Annotated in this window: 21 protein-coding genes and 1 tRNA gene; 13 read left to right on the plus strand and 9 right to left on the minus strand. The window is 64.1% G+C overall.

Annotation, left to right across the window (positions count from 1 at the left end; translation table 11 throughout):
* Window positions 1-14: 14 nt before the first annotated feature.
* Both KB554_RS09170 and KB554_RS09175 read right to left on the minus strand, forming a co-directional pair.
* Window positions 15-2,969, minus strand: a complete 2,955-nt coding sequence (locus KB554_RS09170) for a hypothetical protein (RefSeq protein WP_242116250.1) — start codon at window positions 2,967-2,969, stop codon at window positions 15-17.
* Complete coding sequence (locus KB554_RS09175; RefSeq protein WP_211035710.1) at window positions 2,970-3,317, minus strand: translation initiation factor; 348 nt, start codon at window positions 3,315-3,317, stop codon at window positions 2,970-2,972.
* An 86-nt stretch (window positions 3,318-3,403) separates the two neighbouring features.
* Between KB554_RS09175 and KB554_RS09180 the strand changes: the two genes are divergently transcribed.
* Window positions 3,404-4,501: a DUF4435 domain-containing protein gene (locus tag KB554_RS09180; protein WP_211035712.1), complete on the plus strand. Its 1,098-nt coding sequence runs from the start codon at window positions 3,404-3,406 to the stop codon at window positions 4,499-4,501.
* Window positions 4,502-4,619: 118 nt separating this feature from the next.
* Here the strand turns inward: KB554_RS09180 and KB554_RS09185 are convergent, their stop codons facing one another.
* Together KB554_RS09185 and KB554_RS09190 are read right to left on the minus strand one after the other, a co-directional pair.
* A complete protein-coding gene (locus KB554_RS09185) occupies window positions 4,620-5,702 on the minus strand; it encodes a 6-bladed beta-propeller (protein WP_211035713.1) in 1,083 nt (360 codons plus the stop codon).
* A gap of 7 nt (window positions 5,703-5,709) precedes the next feature.
* Window positions 5,710-6,966 (minus strand): aspartate kinase, encoded by a 1,257-nt coding sequence (locus KB554_RS09190; protein ID WP_141428905.1) that lies wholly within the window; start codon window positions 6,964-6,966, stop codon window positions 5,710-5,712.
* A gap of 357 nt (window positions 6,967-7,323) precedes the next feature.
* Between KB554_RS09190 and KB554_RS09195 the strand changes: the two genes are divergently transcribed.
* Entirely contained in the window at window positions 7,324-7,821 is a 498-nt protein-coding gene (locus KB554_RS09195; RefSeq protein ID WP_211035715.1) for a GNAT family N-acetyltransferase, read from the plus strand.
* A 12-nt stretch (window positions 7,822-7,833) separates the two neighbouring features.
* Here KB554_RS09195 and KB554_RS09200 read toward each other — a convergent pair whose 3' ends face one another.
* Both KB554_RS09200 and KB554_RS09205 read right to left on the minus strand, forming a co-directional pair.
* Window positions 7,834-8,958, minus strand: coding sequence for an acyltransferase (locus KB554_RS09200; protein ID WP_211035717.1), 1,125 nt, complete (start codon window positions 8,956-8,958; stop codon window positions 7,834-7,836).
* A gap of 137 nt (window positions 8,959-9,095) precedes the next feature.
* A complete protein-coding gene (locus KB554_RS09205) occupies window positions 9,096-11,237 on the minus strand; it encodes a prolyl oligopeptidase family serine peptidase (RefSeq protein WP_211035719.1) in 2,142 nt (713 codons plus the stop codon).
* Window positions 11,238-11,463: 226 nt separating this feature from the next.
* Between KB554_RS09205 and KB554_RS09210 the strand changes: the two genes are divergently transcribed.
* The 5 genes from KB554_RS09210 (at window position 11,464) to mdh (ending at window position 16,208) form a co-directional block, all read left to right on the plus strand.
* The gene (locus KB554_RS09210; protein WP_211035721.1) at window positions 11,464-12,687 is read left to right on the plus strand and encodes an MFS transporter; all 1,224 of its coding nucleotides are present in this window, start codon (window positions 11,464-11,466) and stop codon (window positions 12,685-12,687) included.
* Between the two features lie 196 nt (window positions 12,688-12,883).
* Window positions 12,884-13,711: a 2,3,4,5-tetrahydropyridine-2,6-dicarboxylate N-succinyltransferase gene (locus tag KB554_RS09215; protein ID WP_211035722.1), complete on the plus strand. Its 828-nt coding sequence runs from the start codon at window positions 12,884-12,886 to the stop codon at window positions 13,709-13,711.
* A gap of 11 nt (window positions 13,712-13,722) precedes the next feature.
* On the plus strand, window positions 13,723-14,454 hold the full coding sequence (locus tag KB554_RS09220; RefSeq protein ID WP_141429994.1) for a biotin--[acetyl-CoA-carboxylase] ligase: 732 nt from the start codon (window positions 13,723-13,725) through the stop codon (window positions 14,452-14,454).
* Window positions 14,455-14,811: 357 nt separating this feature from the next.
* Window positions 14,812-15,189, plus strand: coding sequence for a glycine cleavage system protein GcvH (gene gcvH / locus KB554_RS09225; RefSeq protein ID WP_141428893.1), 378 nt, complete (start codon window positions 14,812-14,814; stop codon window positions 15,187-15,189).
* A 77-nt stretch (window positions 15,190-15,266) separates the two neighbouring features.
* Window positions 15,267-16,208, plus strand: coding sequence for a malate dehydrogenase (gene mdh, locus KB554_RS09230; protein ID WP_141428891.1), 942 nt, complete (start codon window positions 15,267-15,269; stop codon window positions 16,206-16,208).
* 285 nt (window positions 16,209-16,493) lie between these two features.
* Here the strand turns inward: mdh and greA are convergent, their stop codons facing one another.
* Window positions 16,494-16,970 carry a transcription elongation factor GreA gene (gene greA, locus KB554_RS09235; protein WP_211035724.1) on the minus strand — a complete coding sequence of 159 codons (477 nt, stop codon included), beginning with the start codon at window positions 16,968-16,970 and terminating at the stop codon, window positions 16,494-16,496.
* A 417-nt stretch (window positions 16,971-17,387) separates the two neighbouring features.
* On the opposite strand from greA, the gene bamD reads away from it, so the two are divergent.
* From bamD to KB554_RS09260, 5 genes are all read left to right on the plus strand, one after another.
* Window positions 17,388-18,206: an outer membrane protein assembly factor BamD gene (gene bamD, locus KB554_RS09240; protein WP_141428888.1), complete on the plus strand. Its 819-nt coding sequence runs from the start codon at window positions 17,388-17,390 to the stop codon at window positions 18,204-18,206.
* A 2-nt stretch (window positions 18,207-18,208) separates the two neighbouring features.
* A complete protein-coding gene (locus KB554_RS09245; protein WP_141428886.1) occupies window positions 18,209-18,541 on the plus strand; it encodes a DNA-directed RNA polymerase subunit omega in 333 nt (110 codons plus the stop codon).
* Window positions 18,542-18,552: 11 nt separating this feature from the next.
* Complete coding sequence (gene coaBC / locus KB554_RS09250; protein ID WP_141428884.1) at window positions 18,553-19,785, plus strand: bifunctional phosphopantothenoylcysteine decarboxylase/phosphopantothenate--cysteine ligase CoaBC; 1,233 nt, start codon at window positions 18,553-18,555, stop codon at window positions 19,783-19,785.
* Between the two features lie 8 nt (window positions 19,786-19,793).
* Complete coding sequence (gene recN, locus KB554_RS09255) at window positions 19,794-21,500, plus strand: DNA repair protein RecN (RefSeq protein ID WP_211035727.1); 1,707 nt, start codon at window positions 19,794-19,796, stop codon at window positions 21,498-21,500.
* 61 nt (window positions 21,501-21,561) lie between these two features.
* Window positions 21,562-22,158, plus strand: coding sequence for a phosphoglycerate mutase family protein (locus KB554_RS09260; protein WP_211035729.1), 597 nt, complete (start codon window positions 21,562-21,564; stop codon window positions 22,156-22,158).
* Window positions 22,159-22,381: 223 nt separating this feature from the next.
* Here KB554_RS09260 and groL read toward each other — a convergent pair whose 3' ends face one another.
* Both groL and KB554_RS09270 read right to left on the minus strand, forming a co-directional pair.
* Window positions 22,382-24,013, minus strand: a complete 1,632-nt coding sequence (gene groL, locus KB554_RS09265) for a chaperonin GroEL (protein WP_141428879.1) — start codon at window positions 24,011-24,013, stop codon at window positions 22,382-22,384.
* Window positions 24,014-24,036: 23 nt separating this feature from the next.
* Window positions 24,037-24,306 (minus strand): co-chaperone GroES, encoded by a 270-nt coding sequence (locus KB554_RS09270; RefSeq protein ID WP_141428877.1) that lies wholly within the window; start codon window positions 24,304-24,306, stop codon window positions 24,037-24,039.
* A 226-nt stretch (window positions 24,307-24,532) separates the two neighbouring features.
* Here KB554_RS09270 and KB554_RS09275 point away from each other — a divergent pair.
* Window positions 24,533-24,608 (plus strand) — tRNA-His (locus KB554_RS09275).
* The last annotated feature ends 158 nt before the right edge of the window (window positions 24,609-24,766 follow it).

Raw genomic sequence — 24,766 nt, forward strand, 5'->3', positions numbered from 1 at the left:
AGGTACGAAAAAAATCAGAACGGAAGTCCCAGCGAACCGGCAATCCACACGCCGCCGGTCGAGGGCCGGTAACAGGAGAGTTTGAAGGTCGAGGTGGCCGAAGCGGGCTGTCGGAACGCATTGAAGTCAAAGACCAGATCGCCGCCCACGGACCAGATGCGCCGCCACTCCATTCCGCTGCCCGCCGGGCGGCGGAACTGCGCGTAGTCGCCCCCCGCGTTCAGGCGGATGCGCTTGAAGTAGAGCACCGAACCGATGCCGCCCTCGGGATACCACACCGGCAACTGGTAATCGAGCGAAAGAGCCGTATAGTCGTTCGAAACGATCTCCGACGAGGTGAAGCCGTGCGGAATGAGCCGCGTGGACTTGTAGCTGAGCGGCGCATACCCCGCCGGGAACTTGTAACCGCCCACCGAAGTCTGGTACGTCGCCGCCAGCAGCACCGAATGGTGCGGCGCGAAGCCCGGCAGGTAGCTCTGTCCGTAGAACGAGACGAGGTTGCTGAAGTCGGCATTGGCCGGATCGAACGTGTAGGAGGCGTTGAGCGCATATCCCCAGCGGGGCGCGAAGTCGCGGTGCGCGAGGCGCACCTGGTCCGAGAATCCGGCCCCGAACGAAAGTTTGTGCAACCCCTCGTTGAAGCCGATGCGCTGGATGTTGTGGATGCTGCCGTTCTCCCACTCGATCTTGTTCAGGTCGGCCACCATGCCGTTCGAATAGTTCCACCCGGCCGAGAGCGAGAGCTGCCGCGTATGGTAGCCGCGCTGGAAATAGAGCGGCAGCGTGGCCGAAAGCCCCACCGAATAGTACCGGTCGGGCGCGGGCTGCGACTGATAGACCGGATTCCCGGTCACCGGGTCGTACGAGGCGAGCGAATAGAAGAGCTGGTTGCCTCCGTACGACACGTCCAGGTCGAAGCGGAGTCCCAACCCGAAATAGCGCACGCCGAGCTTGACGAGCGACCCTTCGCTGCGGTTCCAGCCGTAGGAGGCGTAGGCTTCGGCGCTCGACAGCAGGTTCTGCGACATGAGCGTAAAGCCCAGATTGAGGTCGATCACGTGCTCGTCCACGGCCGCGAACGGATTGAATGCCAGCGGCATCCAACTGTGCACGTTCACCAGGTTCGGTCCCTTCCTGTAACGCTTCGCGCGGAACCGCTCCCCCTGCCGCACCGAATCGGCCGGCGTGAAGCGCACCGTGTCGAGATTCACCACCGCCCAGCGCCTGCGCGGCGGATTGACCAGATCGACCGGAAGCGCCGACGGCGCAACGGGCACGAGCAGCGTATCGGCCGCCTGCTCCGCCACGCGGTAGCCCAGCCTGTCGTAGGTCGTCACGAGCAGCCGTCCGCCCGCCGGCGCGGGGTCGAACGAGCCGTATTCGGAGGCGGTGAGACGGTACTCGCGGCGGGCGACGAGGTCGTAGCAGTGCGCCTCGTCCTTGCCCGAGGCGATCGACCCGAAATAGAGCTTCCCGCCACCGGCCCGCAGGTCCGACAGCGTGACCCGGGCGCCCCGCGTCACGGGATGCAGCCCCTCGGCGTCGATCCGCCCGAGCCACATGCCCTCGTCGTCGGTCACCAGCACGTACCACGCCACCGTGCGGTCGTCCCACGCCAGCCCGTGCAGCTCCTTCCCTTCGGGCGCTTCGAAGCGCTCCTCCGGCGCACCGTCCCGTTCGACGACGACCGTGTAACGGCCGTCGGGAGCGTACTCGATCCACCCCAGCGCCCCGTCCGCCGCCGTGGGATAGAGCGCCCTGCGGTATCCCCCGGCCGTGCGGGGACGCCCGTCGGCGAGGTCCATGTAACAGAGCTGCGAATTGACCCGCTGTTCGAAGAGCAGCGAACGGCGGTATTCGGTCCACCACACGCGGCCGCCGGCCATCGTCGGCCGCGTCGAGACCATCCCCGTGCGGCAGACGGTCCGCTCCCGGCCCGTGCGGCGGTCGATCCGCACGAAGCGCGTCGAGCGGTCGAAATCGGTCTTCAACGCCAGCACCGCCGTATCGCCCAGCGGCAGCGGCCACTGGTAGGTCGTATGGTTGCCCTCGGGAAGCGGCGTGAGCGTCGAGGCGCTGTCCCCGCTCTCCGGGAGCGAATCCCAGAACCGCTCCAGATCGTCGAACGTCTCGCGGAACAGCTCGCCGACGCTCGTGCGATAATATTTCCGCAGCGCGGCGTGCGTCGTCAGAATCACGTAGGGATTGCGCGAACCGTACCACGCCACCTTGTCCCAGACATTCTCCCCGTAGCGGTCGTAGGCATAGGAGCAGAGCTGGTAGCCCAGCTCGTAGTGGTCGGGAATGTAGTCGCGGTAGGAACCGCAGAACCACTTGTCCGTATTGCGGCGGTCGCGCGTGTCCCGCCGGTTGCGTCCCACGCGGCCCATCGCCCGGTAGGCCATCGTGAACGACGGCTGCAGGCCGCGGCCGTAGGAGGACATCATCGTTTCGGACATCACCGCATCGCCCTCCAGCGCCCAGAGGGGCATGAAAAGCAGCCCCACGGTCGAACCCTGCTGTCCCAGCAGACGGCTCAGCACGCGGATCAGCCCCCGGTCGAGGTTGTTGTACTGCACGGCGTGGCGGTACTCGTGGGCCACGAGCTGCTTGTACCACGGCATCGAATAGGAGTCGATGGCCGGCGAAGAGAGGAACTCCACGCGCTTGGGAAGGTACATGACCAGTCCGTTCGACTGGAAATTCTCGGGATGCATCACGAAGGGAATCCGCATCGGACCGTGGCGGAACCCGTAGCCGATCGAGGGCTGCACGGAGCGGATGTAGTGGAGCGTGCGCGCGGCCAGCCCCGACGCCGTGTCGGGATAGATCATCCGCACGTCCGTCGTGCGGATCGCGGACCATTTCATCGGAGCGTCCGCACCCCACGTGTAATATTGCGCCGCCGCATGCCGCACGCCGCCCAAGACGCACGCCGCCGCCAGCGCGAGAAGCCACCCCCGTTTCACCTACGACCCCGCTTTTTTACAGCCGTAGCCGGCTTTGGTGAGTATCTCCACGACGCGGTCGCGGTGGTCGCCCTGAATGACGATCTCGCCCTCCTTGGCCGCGCCGCCCACGCCGCAGCGGGTCTTGAGCAGGCGCGCCAGGTCGGCCAGATCGGCCCTGCGGCCCACGAAGCCCCGCACGAGCGTCACGACCTTGCCCGCCCGCTGCCTGCGGTCGAGCCACACGCGCAACTGCTGCCGCGCCGGAGGGAGCGTCTCGGTCTCGGGCCGCTCGTCGGTCCTGTATTCGAAATCGGGATCGGTCGAATAGACCATCCCGAGCCGCGATTTCCAATCGTTGTCCGCCATATCCGTTGTTCGAAAAGTAGGAATAAAACGCCGAATCGGCGCCGTTATTTTGCGCAAAAATACGAAAATATTTATCTTTGGGACGTATGGCTGGCAAGATTCGAGAAAAACTCCGCACGCTCAACCCCTTCGCCCGGCGACGCGGGACGGCCGGCGACCTGCCGCAGCCGCTCCCGGCCGACCCCGACCAGCGGCTCGTGCGGGTGTACGTCGAAGGCTACGAGGACGTGGCTTTCTGGCGCGGCATCTTCGACCATTTCCAGAATCCCTACCTGCGTTTCGAAATCTCGGTCCCCGACCGCGGCGACCTGCCGAAAGGCAAGAAGGTGCTGCTGGGGATGGTTCCCCGTTCGTCGGAGGAGCTGCTGCTGTGCGTCGATTCGGACTTCGACTACCTCTTCGCCGGACGCACCGAACAGTCGAAGGAGGTGAACGGCGCCCGCTACATGTTCCACACCTACGCCTATGCCACCGAGAACTACCTCTGCTACGCCCCGTCGCTGCACAACGTCTGCGTGAAGGCCACCAAGAACGACACGCACATCTTCGACTTCGTGCGCTTCATGCACGAGTACTCGTGCACGATCTACCCGCTGTTCCTCTGGTACGCCTTCTCGGCGCAGTTGGCCTCGGAAAACGTCTTCCCGCTCGTGGATTTCAAGCAGTCGGTGCGCATAGGCTACCTCGACCTCGAGGAGAACGGCGCACGGACGCTCGCCTGGCTCCGCCGCAACGTCGAGAAGCGCGAACGCCTGCTGCAACAGCGCAACGCGCGGATGATCGAACCGATGCGGGAGTTCGAGGAGCAGCTCCGCAGCCGCGGGCTGAAGCCCGAGAACACCTATCTTTTCATGCACGGGCACACGCTCATGGACAACGTGGTGCTCGTGCTGCTGAACACCGTGTGCGAAAAACTGCGGCAGATGTCCATCGCCCGCATCACCGCCTCCGAGAAACGGGGCGTGGCGCTCAAGAACGAAATGGCGAACTACACCAACTCGCTGCGGTCGATCCGCGACGTGCTGCTCGATAACGAGAACTACACCAAATGCCCGCTCTACCGCCGCCTCCAGCGCGACATCGAACGCTATATCGTCCGCACGATCTTCGAAATGCGCCGCCGGGGCGAAATCCGCGACCAGTCGGTCGTCGCCATTCTCCACAACCTGCGGCAGGGGCAGTGACGCCCCGCCGGACCCGGACACGCCGGGATCGCCGGCATCGTCTCCTTCTCCCGGAATGAGGCGGGCGCTCCTCCCTGAGGAAGAGCGCCCGTGCAGCAGCGTCGTTGCAGACCGCCGCTTACAGCCAGACCACCTCCGAGGCCATCGTTTCGGGATCGGTCGCCCGGCCGAAGAAACGGTCGCCGTCCACGCCGCTCATCCACGGAACGCCGCCCAGTCCCAGATCGTCGCCGATGCGCGACGCCTCGCAGTAAACGCCCCTGCCCCGCGACTTGTCGTAAACGCCGAAATAGCGTTTCTCTCCGGCGCCGAAGCGCACGTACATCCGGTCGGCGGTCTCGAGCAGGTCGTAATACTGCACGAAGGGGGATTTCCGCCACGCCTCCCGGAAATCCGCCCGGTCCCACGCATAGGAGGCGGGAGCGAAGGCGTGGTTCTCGAACCGCAGCTCGCCGATCCGGGGTTCGCCTCCGGGAGCGGAGAAAAATTCGGGCTGGAACTGGTGGTGGGCCATCACCCCGCCGGGCGCATCATGGAAAAGGGTCAGCACCTGCCACGCCCCGCTGTAACGGTCCAGTTGCTCCACGGGCGTCGCCTGTCCGAGCAGCGTCCCGTCGGGACGCGTCACAACGAGCGTTTCGAACCGCTCCGCATTCCGGCCCGCCGCGGAGACGTACCACACGAAGTTTCCGGCACGGTCGATATGGGTGAACAGCGCGTTGAACGGACAGGGGCTTTCTCCGCAAAAAGTCCGTTCGGGAAGCGAATAGGTCAGTATCCGGCGCGTGGCACCGTCGAGGACATACAAGGTATCCGCTCCGGGACTTACGAGCGCATTCATCGGAACGACATACTCCCCCGGACCGCGCCCGACCCGTCCCACGGGGCCGATGTAGCGGCCGTCTTCGCCGAAGAGCCAGACGCCCTGTCCCGCTCCGAACGGTTCGCACACGACCGGACGGCCGCCGGCCAGGCGCAGGATCGACCCCTCCGCGGCAGCCGGCACGCTGTCCGGCGCCTGCAGCCGCACGCGCCGCACCCCGCGCGTCCCGAAAAGCTCGGAAAGGGCGATCGTGTCCCGCTCGGCGAAGGCGTACACCGTCCGCCCGTCGTCTGTCCGGCCGCCGTCCGAACAGCCGGCAAGGGAAAAGGCCCGGATCAGCGAAGCAAGCAACAGCCCGCGCAACGTCCCGCGTTTCATAATCCGCCTATTCGCGTTTCCGCACGATGCGCACCGTGGCCTGCGTAGCCTGCCGGACGAAAACCTGCGGCCCGACGGCGTAACGCCGCCACAATTCGGGAGTGTAACCGCGCACAGTCAGCAGCTCCATCCGCTCGGCCTTCATCACGTCGAAACCCGCCTCGCGCAGCGCCCCGACCGCCTCGTCGATATGCCACGAATTATCGACGCAGAGGCTCAGATTGACCGCCGAATTGTGGATCAGATTGGTCTTCACGCGAAAACGCTCGAGCAGCGAGAAGATCGTGGCGAACTTCTCCTCGAGCACGAACGAGAAGTCGCGCGAACGGATCGTCAGCAGCACCTGGTCTTTCTTGAGAATCAGGATCGGCACGTCCACCGGCGCCGACATGCCGCGGATGACCGTACCCGGCTTGCGCTTGTCGCCGAAAGGCCGCACATAGAGCGGAATGTTCTTGTTTTGCAGCGGCTTGATCGTCTTCGGGTGTATGATCTGCGCGCCGCTGTAAGCCAGTTCGATCGTATCGAGGTAGTTCAGTTCGGCGATCTGCACGGCGTCGGGGAAGATCTTCGGGTCGGCGTTCAGCACGCCGTCCACATCCTTCCACACCGACATCGACTCGGCGTCGAGCAGATTGGCCACCACGGCGGCCGAGTAGTCCGAGCCTTCGCGGCCGAGCGTCGTCGTCGTACCGTCGGGCGCGCCGCCGATGAAGCCCTGCCCGACGAAAATCCGCTCCGCGCATCCCTCCAGCGCCCCTTTCAGCAACGCTTCGGACGCCGCCAGATCGACGCCGGCGTCCTTGTGCCGCTGCTCGGTGCGCAGGCAACGACGCATGTCGATCCAGCGGTTCGCCACCCCGGCGTAATTGAGGTATTCGGAGATGATCGTCGTCGAGACCAGCTCGCCGAAGGCCACGATCGTATCGTACCACAACTCCGCATCGCGGGGATCGTAGCCCTCGCCGGCCGCCACGCGCTCCAGCTCGCCGAAGAGCCGCTCGACCGCCTCCAGCCGTTTGGGACCGTGCCACAATTCGTCGATGATCGCGGCATGGTACTCGCGCAGCGAGGCGATCTCGTCCCCGGCCGCCTGCGGATCGTGCCGCTGCACGGCACCGAACACGCGTTCCAGCGCGTTGGTCGTCTTTCCCATCGCCGAAACGATGATGAAGAGGTTCTGTTCGTCGTCGATGATCTTGCGCAGGTTCCGCACGCCGTCGGCATTGCGGACCGAAGCGCCGCCGAATTTATATACTTTCATGATCTGTAAAAGGGCTTTGTCGTTCGAAAATCCGGTGTCCGGAACGCCCGGCCGCGCACGGAGGGCAAAACGCCCGGCACACGGTCCGGCGGGCATTCCGAATCGGTGCAAAAATACGAAAAATAATGCGGACCGGGAGCATGCCGCCGCATTTTTTCGCCCCGCGGCCCCTTTTGCCGCCGCGGCAGCCCGGGTCTGCTCCCGGAACCGGCCCCGCCGAACGTTCCGTCCGGAAATCCGCCCCGGAAACCGACGGACGGAGCGCGACATGCGGCGGGTACGCGGCCGGAAGGTCCCCTCCGCAGGAAATCCGTCCCGCGACGGCGGATCGTCCCCGATTATCCGTATCTTTGCCGTATGGACTCCCGAACCCCGAATCATCCGCACGCCGCCGGACGGCCCGACCCGGTCGTCATCCGGGAATACACGCCCGCAGACAAAGCGGACGTACTGCGCCTCATCCGGCTCAACACCCCCGCCAGTTTCGCCCCGGCCGAAGAGGCCGATCTGGACGAATACCTCGAACACCGGAGGGAGCTCTACTACGTCCTGCTCGCAAACGGCACGATCGCAGGATGCGGCGGAATCAACTTCGCCGACGGCGGAACCACCGCAAAGATCAGCTGGGACATCGTCCATCCCGCCTGGCAGGGCCGGTCGCTGGGGACCCGGCTGCTCGAATACCGGATCGAAAAGCTCGAATCCCTCGGCGGCATACGCCGCATCACCGTCCGGACGTCGCGACAGGCCCACCGGTTCTACGAAAAACGGGGGTTCGTCCTGCGGGAGGTGCGCAGGGACTACTGGGCCGAAGGATTCGACCTCTATGCCATGGAGTACACGGGACGGAGGTGACCGCTCCGGCCGTCATCGCCGCAGCAGCCGCTTCGAGAGGAAGCGCCGCACGGGTTCGTCGTAAAACCTCAGGCAGAGCCAGGCCAGCGCGACGGAACCCGCGACGAGCGCCGCGGCCCCGGGCAGCGATTGTCCGAAGGTCAGGTTCTCGTTCTTGACCCAGGCGTAGTAGAGGTAGATGAAGGGATAGTGCACCATGTAGAGCGGATAGGAAATGTCCCCCAGGAATTTGCAGATGCGCGAAGTCACGCGGTCCGTGGTCTTTCCCGAAGCCCCGATCCAGACGATCAGCGGGAAGAGGACGACGGCGCACAAAGCGTCGTACACGCCGTTCATCCACAGGTGTTCGCTTCCTCCGATCCGCGGCACGGACGCGAGGGCGACGACGGCCAGCGTGCCGATCCAGAACGCCCCGCGGACCCGGACCGGACGGAACGCGCGGGAGAGCAGCAGGCCCGCCGGAAAGGCGAACAGCAGCCGCAGCGAGCCGCCGACGATGTTCTCCCCGGTCAGCGAGAACCCGACGCAGATGTCCCCCAGCGGCCCCCAGACGGAGAAGGCGGCAAGCCCGCAGCCCGCCGCGGCGACCAGCACGGCAAGCGCGCGGGTGGACAGCCGGCGAATGAACAGCGCGTAGAGCACATTGCCTATATATTCGAAGAAGAGCGACCACGCGGGGCCGTTGAGCGGATACATCTCGCCCACGCCGCGGATCTCCGCACCGGGCGTCGCAGGGATCATGAAGGCGTTCATCAGCGTCGCCACGAGCAGCATCGCCACCGGGACCGCCGAAACGTCCCAGACCGGACAGCCCTGCGTGTAGAACATGACGGCGCCGATCAACGCCCCGATGACGACCATCGGTTGCAGGCGGACGAGCCGCCTCGTGAGGAACTCCCTGACGGTCATCTTCGTCCAGCGGTCGTCGTAGGCGTACCCCACGACGAAACCCGAGAGGATGAAGAAGAAATCGACGGCCAGGTAGCCGTGGTTGATGCGCTGGTCCAGGTGGCTCGTGGCATAGGCTTCGAACAGGTGGAAACAGACCACCGTGAGGGCCGCGACCCCGCGCAATCCGTCGAGCAGATCGTAGTGGGGTTTCGTGTCGGAGAACGCGGCGGCGGAGATACGGGACATGCGGAGTTCGGTGGGGTCAGGGTTTTACGTAACGGAATCCGGAGGCAAAGATACGAAAAATGCGGCTTCTCCGACTGTCCGGAGGCCGCATTTTCCCTGTTTGTCCGGATTATTCGCCCGGACCGCGTTTCCGCCGCTTACTTCCGCTCCGTCACGGGCCTGTACGGGACACCGATATTCTGGAACAGGAAGGCGTACATGTCCGTCGCCTCGTCGATCCGCTTCGAGGTGGGTTTCCCGGCTCCGTGCCCCGCCTTCGACTCGATGCGGATGAGCACGGGTTTGTCGCCCGCCTGGCAGTGCTGCATCGTGGCGGCGAACTTGAACGAATGCGCCGGCACGACGCGGTCGTCGTGATCGGCCGTCATCACGAGCGTCGCGGGATACTCGACCCCCTCGCGGATGTTGTGCAGCGGCGAGTAGCGGTAGATATAGCCGAACTGCTCCTCGTCCTCCGACGTGCCGTACTCCACGGCCCAGCCCCAGCCGATCGTGAACTTGTGGTAGCGCAGCATGTCCATCACGCCCACCTGCGGCAGGCAGACGGCGAACAGGTCCGGACGCTGCACCTCGCAGGCTCCCACGAGCAGGCCGCCGTTCGAGCCGCCGTTGATCGCCAGCCGCTCCTTCGAGGTGTACTTCCGGGCGATGAGGTATTCGGCCGCCGCGATGAAATCGTCGAAGACGTTCTGCTTGTCGGCGAGCATTCCCGCCTTGTGCCAGGCCTCGCCGTACTCCGAGCCGCCGCGCAGGTTGGCCACGCAGTAGATGCCGCCCTGCTCGACGAACATCAGCGCCGAGGGGTTGAAGCCGGGCGTCATGTTGATCTGGAAACCGCCGTAGCCGTAGAGCAGGCAGGGGTTCTCGCCGTCGAGCTTCATGTCCTTGCGGTGCGTGACGAACATCGGGACCCGCGTGCCGTCCTTCGAGGTGTAGAAGATCTGCTCGGTGACGAAGAGCGAGGGATCGAAACGCACCTCCGGGGCCTTGTAGAGCGTCGATTCGCCCGTCGCGAGGTCGTACCGGTAGATCGTGGCGGGCGACGTGTAGTTCGTCAGCACGTAGTACAGCTCCGTGTCCTCCTTCTCGCCGCCGAATCCGCCGACCGTGCCGATGGCGGGCAGTTCGACGTCGCGCACCTTCTTCCCGTCGAGGTCATACTGCGCCACCTTGTTCTGCGCATCCTCCAGATACTGCGCGAAGAGGTAGCCGCCGGCCGTGCCCACGCCCTCGAGCAGGTGTTCCGGGCTTTCGGGAATCACGGTCTGCGTCTTCGACGGATCGTTCAGGTCGATGCGCCGCAGCGCGTAGTTCGAGGCGTCGCGGTTGGTCACGTAGTAGAGCCAGCCGTCCTCGACGGTCACCGGCCCGTAGTCGGCGTCGAAGCCCGGCAGCAGCGTGCGGAACTTCGTCTCCGAAGTCTTCCGGTAGAGTATTTCCGAGCCCGACGTGCCGTCCGACGCGTAGATGAACAGCCATTCACCGTCCTCCGAAGGCCAGGCCCCGAAGTACCGCAGCGGATGCTCGCGGTCCTCGTAGATGAGCCGGTCGGCCGACTGCGGCGTGCCGATGCGGTGGTAATAGATCTTCTGGTACTGGTTCTGCGACGAATAGACGCCCTTCTCCGGTGCGTCGTAGGCGCTGTAATAAAATCCCTCCGAGTCGGGCGACCACTGCGCCCCCGAGTTCTTCACCCACTCGATCCGGTCCTCCGTGAGCGTCCCGTCGGCGGTGTCCATCACGCGGATCTCCACCCAGTCCGATCCCGACGCCGCGGCGGCATAGGCGAAATAGCGACCGTCCTTCGAGAACGAGGCGGCGGCCACGGCCACCGTGCCGTCCTCCGACAGGCGGTTGGGATCGAGGAACACCTCGCCCGCCCCGCCCGGCTCCCGCGTGCGGTAGAGCACCGACTGGTTCTGCAACCCGTCGTTATAATAGTAGTACCACCAGTCGCCGTGCTTCGACGGCGCCCCCTCCCTGGGGTAGTTCCACAACTCGGTGAGCCGCTCGCGGATGGCGTCGCGGAAGGGAATCTGCGACAGGTAGTCGTCCGTCACGGCGTTTTCGGCCTCGACCCAGGCGGCCGTGGCCTCCGAGAGGTCGTCCTCGAGCCAGCGGTAGGGATCGGCGACCTTCGTGCCGAAGTAGTCGTCCACGACCCCGCCGCGCTCGGTCTCGGGATAGGGCAGGAGTTTGATCCGCTTCATATTGTCACAACTTGCAAATAGCGCCGCCGCACCCAGCAGCGCGACGGTTCCGCTCGATACGCGCTTCATAAATCGGAGTTTTGAATGATGTCTGCGACAAAGTTAGAAAAAATCCGGAGATTCGGAACCGCAACGGCACGTTCCGCACCCGGAAATTTCCGGATCCGGTTTGCCCGTTGTCCGGAAAAACGGTATTTTTGCACTCCCGGATCCGCACCGCGCTTCCGGGGCCCGCCCCGGCGGGACGACCCGCCGGACGCGCGGCGGCCAAACGACAGACAAGCGAACGACTCCGATGAAAGGCATTCTGCAAAGGCTCCAGGGACACCCCCACGCAGGGGAGGCGACGGCCTACCCGATTCTGTTCACGATCGGCTTCTGCCACCTGCTCAACGACATGATCCAGTCGGTCATTCCGGCCATGTACCCGGTTCTCAAGGAGAGCTACGGATTCACCTTCGCCCAGATAGGGCTCATCACGCTGGTGTTCCAGCTCACCTCCTCGATCTTCCAGCCCTTCGTGGGGGCGTACGCCGACCGCCACCCGCAGCCCTATTCGCTCTCTATGGGCATGTGTCTCTCGCTGGCCGGACTGCTGGGGCTGGCCTTCTCCACGCGATACGCGGCGATCCTGCTGACGGTGGCCCTGATCGGCGGCGGCTCGTCGGTCTTCCATCCCGAAGCCTCGCGTGTGGCGCAGATGGCCTCGGGCGGGCGGAAGAGCCTGGCGCAGTCCATCTTCCAGGTGGGAGGCAACGGCGGAAGCGCCGTCGGGCCGCTGCTGGCGGCGCTGGTCATCCTCCCCTACGGACAGCACGCGGTGGGATGGTTCGCGGCGGCGGCCCTCGCCGCCTCGCTCATCCTGGTCCGCGTGGGCGCCTGGTACAGCCTGATGCTCGACCGCACGCGGCATTTCCGGCAAACCCTGCGGAAAACGGGCTGCGGACTCTCCGCCCGGCAGACACGCCGGGCGCTGGCGATCCTCGTGACGATGCTCTTCTCGAAGTACTTCTTCACGGCGTGCATGACCAGCTACTTCACCTTCTTCCTGATCGAAAAGTTCGGCATCTCCGTCCGGCAGTCGCAGTTCTGCCTCTTCGCCTTCCTCGCGGCCTTCGCCACGGGGACGCTGCTCGGCGGATTCCTCGGCGACCGCTACGGACGGAAGTACGTCATCCTCTTCTCCATCCTCGGCGCGGCGCCCTTCACCCTCGCGCTCCCCTACCTCGGTCTGGGCTGGACCGTGGCGACGGCCGTGGCCAGCGGCCTGATCATCGCCTCGGCCTTCTCCGCCATCCTGGTCTATGCCACCGAGCTCAAGCCGGACAAGGTCGGAATGATCTCGGGCGTCTTTTTCGGACTGATGTTCGGGCTGGGCGGCATCGGCTCGGCCTTCTTCGGCTGGCTGGCCGACCGGACGAGCATCGGGTTCGTCTTCCGGATCAGCTCCCTGCTGCCCCTGCTGGGCATCATCGCCGTCCGCCTTCCCGACCTGCAGTCCGGGAAGAAGAAAAAGTAGTCCCGCCGCAGGCGCTCCGGGAGGGGGGGGCATTTATTTTCCCGGTCCGTGCGGCCGATCCGAAAGTTATTCGTACCTTTGTCCGGGAACCGGCACACCGCGCGGAGACGCCGTACGGATACCCGGTTCCGCAATCCTCCGGCCCCGGGAAGGCCCGACCGTTCCAGCCGCCGGAACCGCAAGAAAACGGAAAACCATGTACGAAGAACTCAGAACAGCCGTAGAGAAGGCGTGGGAGGAGCGCGAACGGCTCCGCGACGCAGCGACGCAGCAGGCCGTGCGCGACGTGATCGGGCTCGTGGACAAGGGCCTCCTGCGGACGGCCGAGCCGGTCGATCCCGAGAAGAGCGAATGGCGGGTGAACGAATGGGTCAAGAAGGCCGTGATCCTCTACTTCCCGATGCAGCCCATGCGCCGCATGGAGGCCGGGGAGCTGGAGTGGTACGACAAGATGGAACTCAAGCACGGCTACGAGGAGCTGGGCGTGCGCGCCGTGCCGCATGCCGTGGCGCGCTACGGAGCCTACATCGCCCCGGGAGCGATCCTCATGCCTTCCTATGTCAATATCGGCGCCTACGTCGATACGGGCACGATGGTCGATACGTGGGCCACCGTGGGATCGTGCGCCCAGATCGGACGCCACGTCCATCTCTCGGGCGGCGCGGGCATCGGCGGCGTGCTCGAACCGGTGCAGGCCGCTCCCGTGATCGTCGAGGACAACTGCTTCATCGGCTCGCGCTCGATCGTGGTCGAAGGGGCGCACATCTGCCGCGAAGCGGTGCTCGGCTCGAACACCGTCATCACCGGTTCGACGCACATCATCGACGTCACGGGGCCCGAACCCGTCACTTACAAAGGGTACGTGCCGGCCCGTTCGGTAGTCGTGCCGGGCAGCTACCGCAAGCAGTTCCCAGCGGGCGAATACAGCGTCTCGTGCGCCCTCATCATCGGCCGCCGCAAGGAGTCCACCGACAAGAAGACCTCGCTCAACGACGCCCTGCGCGACTTCGGGGTTCCGGTATGACCGCAGGCAGCATGATCCGCCGCATCACGGAGACCACCTCGACCAACGACGACGCCCGGCGCCCCGAATACCGCCACGGCGACATCGTCTGGGCCGAACGCCAGACCGCCGGACGCGGCCAGCGGGGCCATTCGTGGACGAGCGCCGAGGGCGAGAACCTCACCTTCTCGCTGGTGCTCGAACCCCGCTTCCTGCCCGTCGGCGAACAGTTCCTGCTCTCCGAGGCCGTGGCGCTGGCCCTCACGGACACCTTCGCCGACTTCGGCATCGACACCCGCATCAAGTGGACGAACGACATCTACGTCGGCGACCGCAAGCTGGTCGGCATCCTCATCGAACACAGCTACACGGGCCCCACGCTCGGTCGCTCGGTCGCGGGCATCGGGATCAACGTCAATCAGCGCGTGTTCGACCCCGCGCTGCCCAACCCCGTGTCGATGGCGCTGGCCGCCGGCCGCACGTTCGACCGGGAGGAGGTGCTCGAACGGTTCCGCACGCACTGCGCGGCCCGGTACGCCCTGCTCGAACGGGGCGATGCCGACACGCTGCAACGCGACTACCGCGCCCGCATGTACCGGCTGGGAACGCCGCATCCGTACCGCCTGCCGGACGGCAGCCTCTTCACCGCCGCGATCGAAGGAGTCCGCCCGTCGGGGGAATTGCTCCTGCGCCACGCCGACGGCACGCTCCGCGCCTACCTCTTCCGCGAGGTGGAGTTCGTCATCGACCGCCCGGTGCGCTGATTCGGTTTTTTCCGCCGCCCGTATCCCTCGCCGGGACGGAGCGTTCGCCGGGTTCGGCTTCCCGGCACACATCAGGCCCGCGACAGATCGCCGGCACTCCGGAATCCGCATACGGATACGGCCGCGCCCACACTTCTCTTCCGACCGCAACCGCCGACCGACCTCACGGTTCAAACCCGGAAGACCGTCTTCGCATCCGAGACCGTTCGGAACGGAGCGGAGAGCCGCAGAAAAATCTCCGGAAAACCGAAGCCCGGAATATCCGGCCGGGAAGTGTAAAAAAGGGGCGGAATCTCTTGCTGTTACGGAAATAACAGTTATATTTGCATTACGGAAATCAAAAAAACGGAAAGTACCATGAACGTACCTGCAAATCTGAAATACTCGAACGACCACGAGTGGTGTCGCATCGAGGGAGACGTAGCCGTAATCGGCATTACCGACTTCGCGCAGAGCCAGTTGGGCGACATCGTCTTCGTGGACGTGCCGACCGTGGGCGAGACGCTCGCCGCCGGCGAGGTGTTCGGCTCGATCGAGGCCGTGAAGACCGTGAGCGACGCATTCCTCCCGGTGGGCGGCGAAATCCTGGAGTTCAACGAGGCCGTGGACGCCGATCCGGCCGTCGTGAACAAGGACGCCTACGGCGAAGGCTGGCTCGTCAAGGTCCGGATGACCGATCCGGCGGAATACGACGCCCTGCTCGACGCGGCCGCCTACGAACAGTTGATCGGCTGACGCCCCGCAGAAGCTGCCGTTCCGGCCGGGATCCGGCGAAAAACGAAACCCAAACAACGTTAAAAAGCATAAACGCTATGTCAAAAGTTACCGTCGTAGGTGCAGGCGCCGTAGGCGCGACCTGTGCGAATGTGATGGCTTGCCGCGAAGTGGCGAGCGAAGTGGTTCTCATCGACATCAAGGAGGGTCTCTCGGAGGGCAAGATGCTCGACATGTACCAGACCTCGACGCTGATGGACTTCGACACGAAGCTCACGGGCGCCACCAACGACTACAAGAAAAGCGCGAATTCGGACGTGGTGGTCATCACTTCGGGCATTCCCCGCAAGCCGGGCATGACGCGCGAGGAGCTGATCGGCACGAACGCCTCGATCATGAAGGGCGTCGTGGAGAACGTCATCAAGTATTCGCCCCGCGCCATCATCATCGTGGTGGCCAACCCGATGGATACGCTGACCTACCTCGCGCTCAAGGCTTCGGGACTGCCGAAGAGCCGCATCATCGGCATGGGCGGCGCACTCGACTCGTCGCGCTTCAAATGCTACCTGGCGAAGGCCACCGGCGCCAACATCAACAATGTGGACGGCATGGTGATCGGCGGACACGGCGATACGACGATGATCCCGCTCGTGTCGAAGGCCACCGTGAACGGCGTGCCCGTTTCGCAGTTCGCTTCGAAAAAGAAGTTGCAGGAGGCCGTGCAGAACACGATGGTCGGCGGCGCGACGCTCACCAAACTCATCGGCACGTCGGCCTGGTACGCCCCCGGCGCAGCGGCCGCGATGATGGTCGAGGCCATCCTCAACGACCAGAAGAAACTCATCCCCTGCTCGTGCTACCTCGAGGGCGAGTACGGTCAGGAGGACATCTGCATCGGCGTTCCCGCGATCATCGGCCGCAAGGGCATCGAGAAGATCGTGAAGATCGAGCTGACGAAGGAGGAGGCCGAGAAGTTCGCCGCTTCGGCCGACGCCGTACGCAAGACCAACAACGTCCTGCACGAGATCAAGGCGCTCTGATCCGCGGCACGCCCCGTCCGTTCCCCAAGGCCATCGGGCCGGCGCGCGAAAGAGGAGAGGGGCGGCCCGAAGAGGCTTCGGCTCTCGAGAAAAACAACGAAAAGCCGTCACTCCGCGCGGAGTGACGGCTTTTTCATCGCTTCCGGAGGCCCCCGGAGAACGGAAAAGAGACGAAAAGACCGGGACCGCCATGCGATCCCGGTTCGGAAAAAGCCGTCCCCGGCCCCGTATGTATCGTCCGCCGGCGGTCCGCTGCGGAAACGGCCCGGCCCGCGGCGCGCGGCGTCAGATATTGATGTCGAGAATCTCGAAATGGATCGTGCCGGCCGGAACCTCCACATCCACGCGATCGCCCTTCTTGTGGCCCAGCAGCGCCTTCGCGATCGGCGTGCCGATCGCCAGCTTGCCTTCGCGCAGGTTGGCCTCGTGTTCGGCGACGATCGTATAGACCATCTGCTTTTTGGTATTGTGGTTCAGCAGCGTCACTTTGCTCAGAATCTGCACCTTGCTCTTGTCTATCTTCGATTCGTCGATGACGCGCGCATTGGCGATCGTATCCTCCAGCTTGGCGATACGCATCTCCAGCAGACCCTGCGCCTCACGGGCGGCGTCGTACTCCGCGTTCTCCGAAAGGTCACCCTTGTCACGCGCCTCGGCGATAGCCGCCGAAATCGCCGGACGCTCGACGGAACGCATGTGGTCGAGTTCGTCCTTGAGTTTCTTGTAACCCTCCGCTGTCAGATAAATAATCTCTTTTGCCATACTAAAAAAACATAAAAAATAAAGAATCCTGACCCGGAAAGGTCAGAACCCCGTTGCATTCGTATAAGCAAAGATAGGAAGTAAAATCCATATTTCCAAATCTTTTTTCCGGCAGCAGTCCCCGCACGCCGTCCGGCAGCGAAACGGGATTCCTCCCCATCCGGGGCCCGCGACGGTCCGATCCGCCGGACCGCGAAGCCGCCCGCTGCGACACAGACCGTCCGCCCCGGCCCGCCGTATCCGGAAACGTCCCGCGGCAGACAGAGTCCCGGCGGAAACGGATGCACCCGCAGAAAACGGGAACAGTCCCCGAATGCCGGACGCCGGAACGCCGCCTCCGGAGGGGCAATATTTTTTTTTGCAAATCGTTAATTTATGCGTAACTTTGCGCGATAAAGCGCCGTAAAAGATTCTTAAATGAAGCAGACTTTCTCATACGCCGTGTGCGGAGCGGCCCTGGCAGCCCTTCTCGCCGGGTGTTCCGGAATCAACGCCCTGATCAAGAGCGGACAACCCGAACTGATTTACAGCAAGGCGCTGGAATACTACAAGATCGGCAAATGGCAGCGCGCCTCGACCCTTTTCGAAAGCGCGCAGCCCTACTACACCGGCACGTCGCGCGAAGACAGCATCTCGTTCTACAACGCCTACTGCAAATTCAAGAACCGCGATTTCGACACGGCCTCGACTCTGCTCGACGACTTCCGCCGCAAGTTCGGCCGCAGTGCCTTCATCGAGGACGCCGAAGGCATGTACGCCCTCTGCTTCTACTACCTCTCGCCCGGCCCGACGCGAGACCAGACGATGACCGGACAGGCCATCATGGCCATCAACGAGTTCATGTCGCGCTACCCCGAAAGCGACAGAATCGAGGACTTCCGCAAAATCAACGAGGAGCTGACGGGACGCCTGCACGAGAAGGCCTACATCAACGCCTACACCTATTATAAGATCGGCCGTTACAAGTCGGCGATCGTCGCGCTCAAGAACGCGCTGAAACAGTATCCCGAGAGCGGACACCGCGAGGAAATCATGTACCTGATCGTCGATGCGAGCTACCGTTTCGCCAGCAACTCGGTGCACGACAAGCAGACGGACCGCTATCTGGACATGCTGGACTCCTACCTCTCGTTCCGCGAGGAATTCCCCGAGTCGAAGTACAACAAGGAGCTGGAACGCATGGCGCAGCACGCCCGCGACTACCTGGACCGCAACAACAAGGACAACAACGAATAGAGATGGAAATCAAGAAGAACATCCCCAACAACACCATCACGCGCAAGCTGGTGGATCTGGACAAGGAGACCGGCAACATCTATGAAAGTGTGAACATCATCGCGCGCCGCGCCAACCAGATCTCCACCGAGTTGAAAGCCGAGCTCAACCGCAAGCTCGCCGACTTCTCGTCGCCCACGGACACGATGGAGGAGACCTTCGAGAACCGCGAACAGATCGAGATTTCGCGCTACTACGAGCGTCTTCCCAAACCGGTCATCATCGCCACCGAGGAGTTCCTCGACCACGAGCTGCTCTTCAAGGAGGGCAAGGACGGCGAGATGAAGGAAATCTGACCCGCAGCGCGATGGCATCCGACTCGACGGCGCGGCTCCCGCTGGAGGGACGCCGCATATTGCTGGGCATCACGGGCAGCATAGCGGCCTACAAGGCGGCTGTGCTGTGTCGTTTATTGAAGACGGCGGGCGCCGAAGTGCGCGTCGTGATGACGCCGCTGGCCAAGCAGTTCATCACGCCGCTGACGATGGCCACGCTCTCGAAAAATCCGATTCTGGTGGAGTTCTTCGACCCGGAGAACGGCGCATGGAACTCCCACGTCTCGCTGGGCGAATGGGCCGACTGCTACCTGATCGCCCCGGCCACGGCCAACACGCTGGCCAAAATGGCAGCGGGCATCGCGGACAACCTGCTGCTCACGACCTATCTTTCGGCACGCTGTCCGGTCGTCGTGGCCCCGGCCATGGACCTCGATATGTACGCCCACGAGGCGACGCAGCGGAACCTGCGGACGCTCGCGGAGCGCGGCGTGCGGATCGCGGAGCCGGGCGAAGGCGAGTTGGCCAGCGGTCTTCGCGGCAAGGGCCGCATGGCCGAACCGGCCGAAATCGCCGCATTCGTCGGCGACCTGCTCGGCGGCCCGTCCGGAGAAAAAAAAAAGAGCCTCGCGGGTAAACGCATGATCGTCACGGCCGGGGCCACGATCGAAGCCATCGACCCCGTGCGGTTCATCTCGAACCACTCGTCGGGTAAAATGGGATACGCCCTCGCCGGCGAGCTGGCCGCCCGGGGTGCGGAAGTCACCCTCGTCACGGGACGCACGTCGCTGCCGACGCCTCCGGGCGTCGAACGCGTGGACGTGCTTTCGGCGGCGGAAATGTACGACGCCGCGACCCGCGCCTTCGAGGAGGCGGACGGCGCCGTGATGTGCGCCGCCGTGGCCGACTACACGCCCGAACGCGCGTCGGAGACCAAACTCCGGAAAGGCGACGGCGAGATGACGCTCACCCTGCGCCGCACGCGCGACATCGCCGCCGAGCTGGGAGCGCGCAAGGGAGGCCGCCTGCTGGTGGGCTTCGCGCTCGAAACCCACGACGAACAGGCCCACGCCGAGGCCAAACTCACGAAAAAGAACTTCGACTTCATCGTGCTCAACTCGCTGCGAGACCCCGGCGCGGGCTTCCGCGGCGACACGAACAAAGTGACGCTGATCGACCGCGCGGGCCGCGAGGAGCTGCCGCTGCTCTCCAAACGCGAAGTCGCGGCGCGCATCGTCGATAAAATCGAAACGATCCTGAAATAACCTCCGCCATGCTACGTCGTCTGTCGGTCGAAAACTACGCGCTTATCGACAAGCTCGAACTGGAACTGGACCCGCACCTGAACATCATCACGGGCGAGACCGGCGCCGGAAAGTCGATTCTGCTCGGCGCCCTCGGGCTGCTGCTGGGCGCCAAGAACGACGGCTCGGCCATGAAGGACACCGCACGCAGTTGCACGGTCGAAGGGACATTCGCCCTCGCAGGGCCGGAGCTGGAGGAGTTCTTCGCTGAGAACGACCTCGAATACGCCGCGGAAACCACCCTGACACGCATCATCACCCCGGCGGGCAAGAGCCGGGCGTTCGTCAATGACGTACCCGTATCGCTCGCGCAATTGCGCGAGGTCGGGACCCGCCTGCTAGACATCCACTCGCAGCACCAGAACCTCATCCTCTCGTCGGAGGAGTTCCGCACCTCGGCGCTCGACACCGTGGCCGGCAACGGAGAGCTGCTGCGCGAATACGCGGCGCAGTACGCCCGCCTGCAGGAGCTGCGCCGCGAGACGGCCGCCCTGCGCGAAGCCGCCGAACAGGGGCGGCGCGACGAGGAGTGGCTCCGTTTCCAGACCGAGGAGCTGACGGCGGCGAACCTCCGCGCCGGAGAGCAGGCCGAAATCGAGGAGGAGCTGGCCATGCTGGAGAACGCCGACCGTATCGGCGAGGCCTTCACGACGCTGCGCAACGCCCTCGACGCCGACGAGACGGGCGTGTTGGTGCAGTTGAAAAACTCGGAGACCTCCCTGGCCCATATCGGCGAACACTACCCCGCCGCTGCGGAGTATGCCGCCCGGCTGCGTTCGACGCTCGAAGAGCTGAAGGACATCGGCGCATCGGCCGCAGCCGACAGCGAGCGGATCGACGCGGACCCCGAACGGCTGGCGAAGCTCTCCGCACGGCTCGACACGCTGCTCGCCCTGCAACAGAAACACCATGCGGCGGACGAGGCGGAGCTGATCGGCCTGCGCGACCGCTGCACGGCCCGTCTGGCGGCCGTCATCCACGGCGACGAACGGATCGCCGAAGCGGAAGCCGCCCTGCAAAAGGCGGCGGAAAAGGCACGCAAGCTGGCCGACCGGCTCCGCAAGGCCCGCGAGAAGGCCGCCCCGGCCTTCGCCGGACACATCCGCGGAACGCTCGCCCGGCTGGGAATGCCCGACACGGTTTTCGAGGCGGCGATAGACGACCTCGGGGAGCTGACCCGCACGGGCGGCGACAGCGTGCGTTTCCTCTTCTCGGCCAACCGCGGCCGGGCGCCGCAGAGCGTCGAACGGATCGCCTCGGGCGGCGAGCTGTCGCGCGTCATGCTGGCGCTCAAGGCGCTGCTCGCCGAACGGATGCAACTGCCCACGATCATCTTCGACGAGATCGACACGGGCGTGTCGGGCCGCATCGCCGATGCCATGGGCGAAATCATCGCTTCGCTGGCCGCCTCGATGCAGGTCGTGGACATCACCCACCTGCCGCAGGTAGCCTCGAAAGGCGCGGCGCACTTCGTCGTCTATAAACGCGACGGCCGCACCTCGATCACCCGCCTCTCGGACGACGAACGCATCACCGAGATCGCCAAGATGCTCTCCGGATCGGAGATCACCGACGCAGCCATCGCGCAGGCCCGCATTCTGCTGGGCCGCAACGGAGAGCCGCACCCCGCAGCTCCCGGCTGTTCCGACACCCCGGCTCCCGGATCGCTCTTCTGAGCCTTCCGCGCCCCAACGGCCGGGACGAAAATCCCGGCATCGTAACGACCTTCCGAAAGACATGGATTCCGAATCGCTCCTGGCGCTCGCCGCCGAAAACCAGCGGCGGGCCCGCGCCGTCCTCGCCGAACTGCAAGCCGAAGCCGCCTGGCGATCGGCCGGGGCTACCCCGCACCTCGTGGGATCGCTCCGCACGGGTCTGCTGATGACCCACCGCGACATAGACCTCCACATCTACTCCCCGGTCCTCAGTCCGGAGGGGAGCTTCGCCGCCATGGCACGCATCGCCCGCAACCCGCGTATCCGACGCATCGAATACGCCAATCTGCTCGACGCCGAGGACCGGTGTATCGAGTGGCATGCGCAATACGCCGACACGGAGGGCGACCTCTGGCAGATCGACATGATCCACATGTCCGTCGGATCGCCCTGGGAGGGGTATTTCGAACGGGTGGCCGACCGCATCTCCGCGGCCCTGACCGACGAGACGCGCCTCGCTATCCTCCGGCTCAAATTCGAGACGCCCGCGACGGAGCATGTTCCGGGCATCGCCTACTGCATGGCCGTCCTGCGCGACGGCGTGCGCACCCGCAGCGAGTTCGAGGCATGGCGCGCCGCCCATCCGCTGACGGGCATCGCGGAGTGGATGCCGGAGTAGCTCAGCACCGCGGCATCTCCCGGCGACGGGCCGTCACCTCCCGGAACATCCGGTTGAAATGCGACAGATCGCAGGGCCCCGTCTCCGCAGCGACCTGCGCGACAAGCCGGACCGATGGTACGGAGGCTGGCAAGCGGCCGACGAACCGGACCGGCACAAAAAATCCCCGGAAGCCGAAACTTCCGGGGAACTCTGCGAACAGAGGTGCGTCACCCGTGCGTCATTACATCATGCCGCCCATGCCGCCGCCCGGCATCGCCGGAACAGCCGGCTGCTCGGACTTCTTCTCGGCCAGCACGCACTCCGTCGTGAGGAACATCGAAGCGATCGAAGCGGCGTTCTCCAGTGCGACGCGCGATACCTTCGTCGGGTCGATGATGCCCGCCTTGAGCATGTCCTCGTACTTGTCGTCGCGGGCGTTGTAACCGAAGGCGTCCTTGCCCTCGCGCACCTTATTGACGACCACCGAACCTTCGCCGCCGGCATTGGCAACGATCTGGCGCAGCGGCTCCTCGATCGCACGCTTCACGATCTGGATACCCGTCGTCTGGTCCTCGTTCTCGCCCTTCATGCCTTCGAGAGCCGACGTGGCGCGGATATAGGCCACGCCGCCGCCCGGAACGATACCCTCTTCGACGGCTGCACGCGTTGCGGCCAGCGCATCGTCCACACGGTCCTTCTTCTCCTTCATCTCGACCTCCGTAGCGGCGCCGACATAGAGCACGGCCACACCGCCCGACAACTTGGCCAGACGCTCCTGCAACTTCTCCTTGTCGTAATCCGACGTAGCCTTCTCGATCGAAGCGCGGATCTGCGCCACACGTGCCGCGATGGCGTCCTTGGCGCCCGCGCCGTCCACGATGGTGGTGTTCTCCTTGTTGAGCGTCACCTTGTCGGCCGAACCCAGCAGCGAAAGATCGGTGTCCTCGATCTTCATGCCCTTGTCGGTCGAAATGACCGTGGCGCCCGTCAGGACGGCGATATCCTCCAGCATCTCCTTGCGGCGGTCGCCGAAGCCCGGAGCCTTGCAGGCGGCGATCTTCAGCGTGCCGCGCAGCTTATTGACAACCAGCGCCGAGAGAGCCTCGCCATCGACGTCCTCGGCGATAATCAGCAGCGAACGTCCGCTCTGAGCCACCGGCTCGAGCACGCCCATCAGCTCCTTCATCGTCGAGATCTTCTTGTCCGTCAGCAGGATGTACGGCTTCTCGAGCTGCGCCTCCATCTTCTCGGGATCGGTGATGAAGTAGGCCGAGATATAGCCGCGGTCGAACTGCATGCCCTCGACCACCTCCACGTGCGTCTCGGTTCCCTTGGCCTCCTCGACGGTGATCACCCCTTCGTTATTGACCTTGGCCATCGCCTCGGCGATCAGCTTGCCGATATTGCCGTCGTTGTTGGCCGAAATGGTAGCCACCTGCTCGATCTTCGAGATGTCCGAACCGACCTCCTGGCTCTGCTTGCGCAGCGACTCCACGACCGCCGAAACGGCCTTGTCGATACCGCGCTTGAGGTCCATCGGGTTCGCTCCGGCGGTCACGTTCTTCAGTCCCACGCCGATAATCGACTGGGCCAGCACCGTGGCGGTCGTCGTGCCGTCGCCGGCGTCGTCGTTGGTCTTCGAAGCGACCTCCTTGACCATCTGCGCGCCCATGTTGGCGAAAGCGTCCTCGAGCTCCACCTCCTTGGCCACCGTCACACCGTCCTTGGTGATCTGCGGCGCACCGAACTTCTTGTCGATAATCACGTTGCGGCCCTTGGGACCCAGCGTCACCTTCACTGCGTTCGACAGCGCATCGACACCCTCCTTGAGCAGCTCGCGCGCCTCGACATTGTATTTGATATCCTTTGCCATGATTTTTCCGAATTAAACGTTGATTAGATAATCGCCAGAATGTCGTTCTGCTTCATGATGAGGTAGCTTTCGCCCTCGATCTGAATCTCCTGCCCGGCGTACTTGCCGTAGAGAACCTGGTCGCCGACCTTGACCTCCATCTTCACCTCCGAGGTTCCGGGGCCTACGGCCACCACCTTGCCTGCCAGCGGTTTTTCCTTTGCCGTGTCGGGGATGATCAATCCTCCGGCCGTCTTCTCCTCCGCGGGATTCGGGAGAATCAGCACACGGTCCGATAACGGTTTTACGTTCATAGTTCTGCGTTTTTAAGTTTATCGTAATGTTGTTTCGCTTTCGCACCCTTCACTTCAACAAGAGATGTGCCAACTCCTTTTTGGCAGATTTTGCATGACAAACGAGCAGGACAGTCTGACATTTTGTCATCCGCCGCAATTTCCCCGCGATTTTTCGCCCGAAATTTTTGCACGTACCGAAAAAGAGTATTACATTTGCACTCCGAAAGGCCGCAAAAGGTCACACGGTGGATGTAGCTCAGTTGGTTAGAGCGTCGGATTGTGGTTCCGAAGGTCGAGGGTTCGAGCCCCTTCTTCCACCCTCGAGACGTAAGAAAATAACGCCGCAGAGAGAAAATCCTTATGTATCAATGATACGTAAGGTTTTTTGTTTTCGGGGCATAGTGTATTCGGAATCGGGTTGTCCTCTTCTCGATCCGGCCCCGTTCGTCCCGGTCCGGGAAGAGGACGCGAATTGCGG

The sequence above is a fragment of the Alistipes sp. Marseille-P2263 genome, from assembly GCF_018101075.1.
Taxonomy (GTDB): domain Bacteria; phylum Bacteroidota; class Bacteroidia; order Bacteroidales; family Rikenellaceae; genus Alistipes; species Alistipes dispar.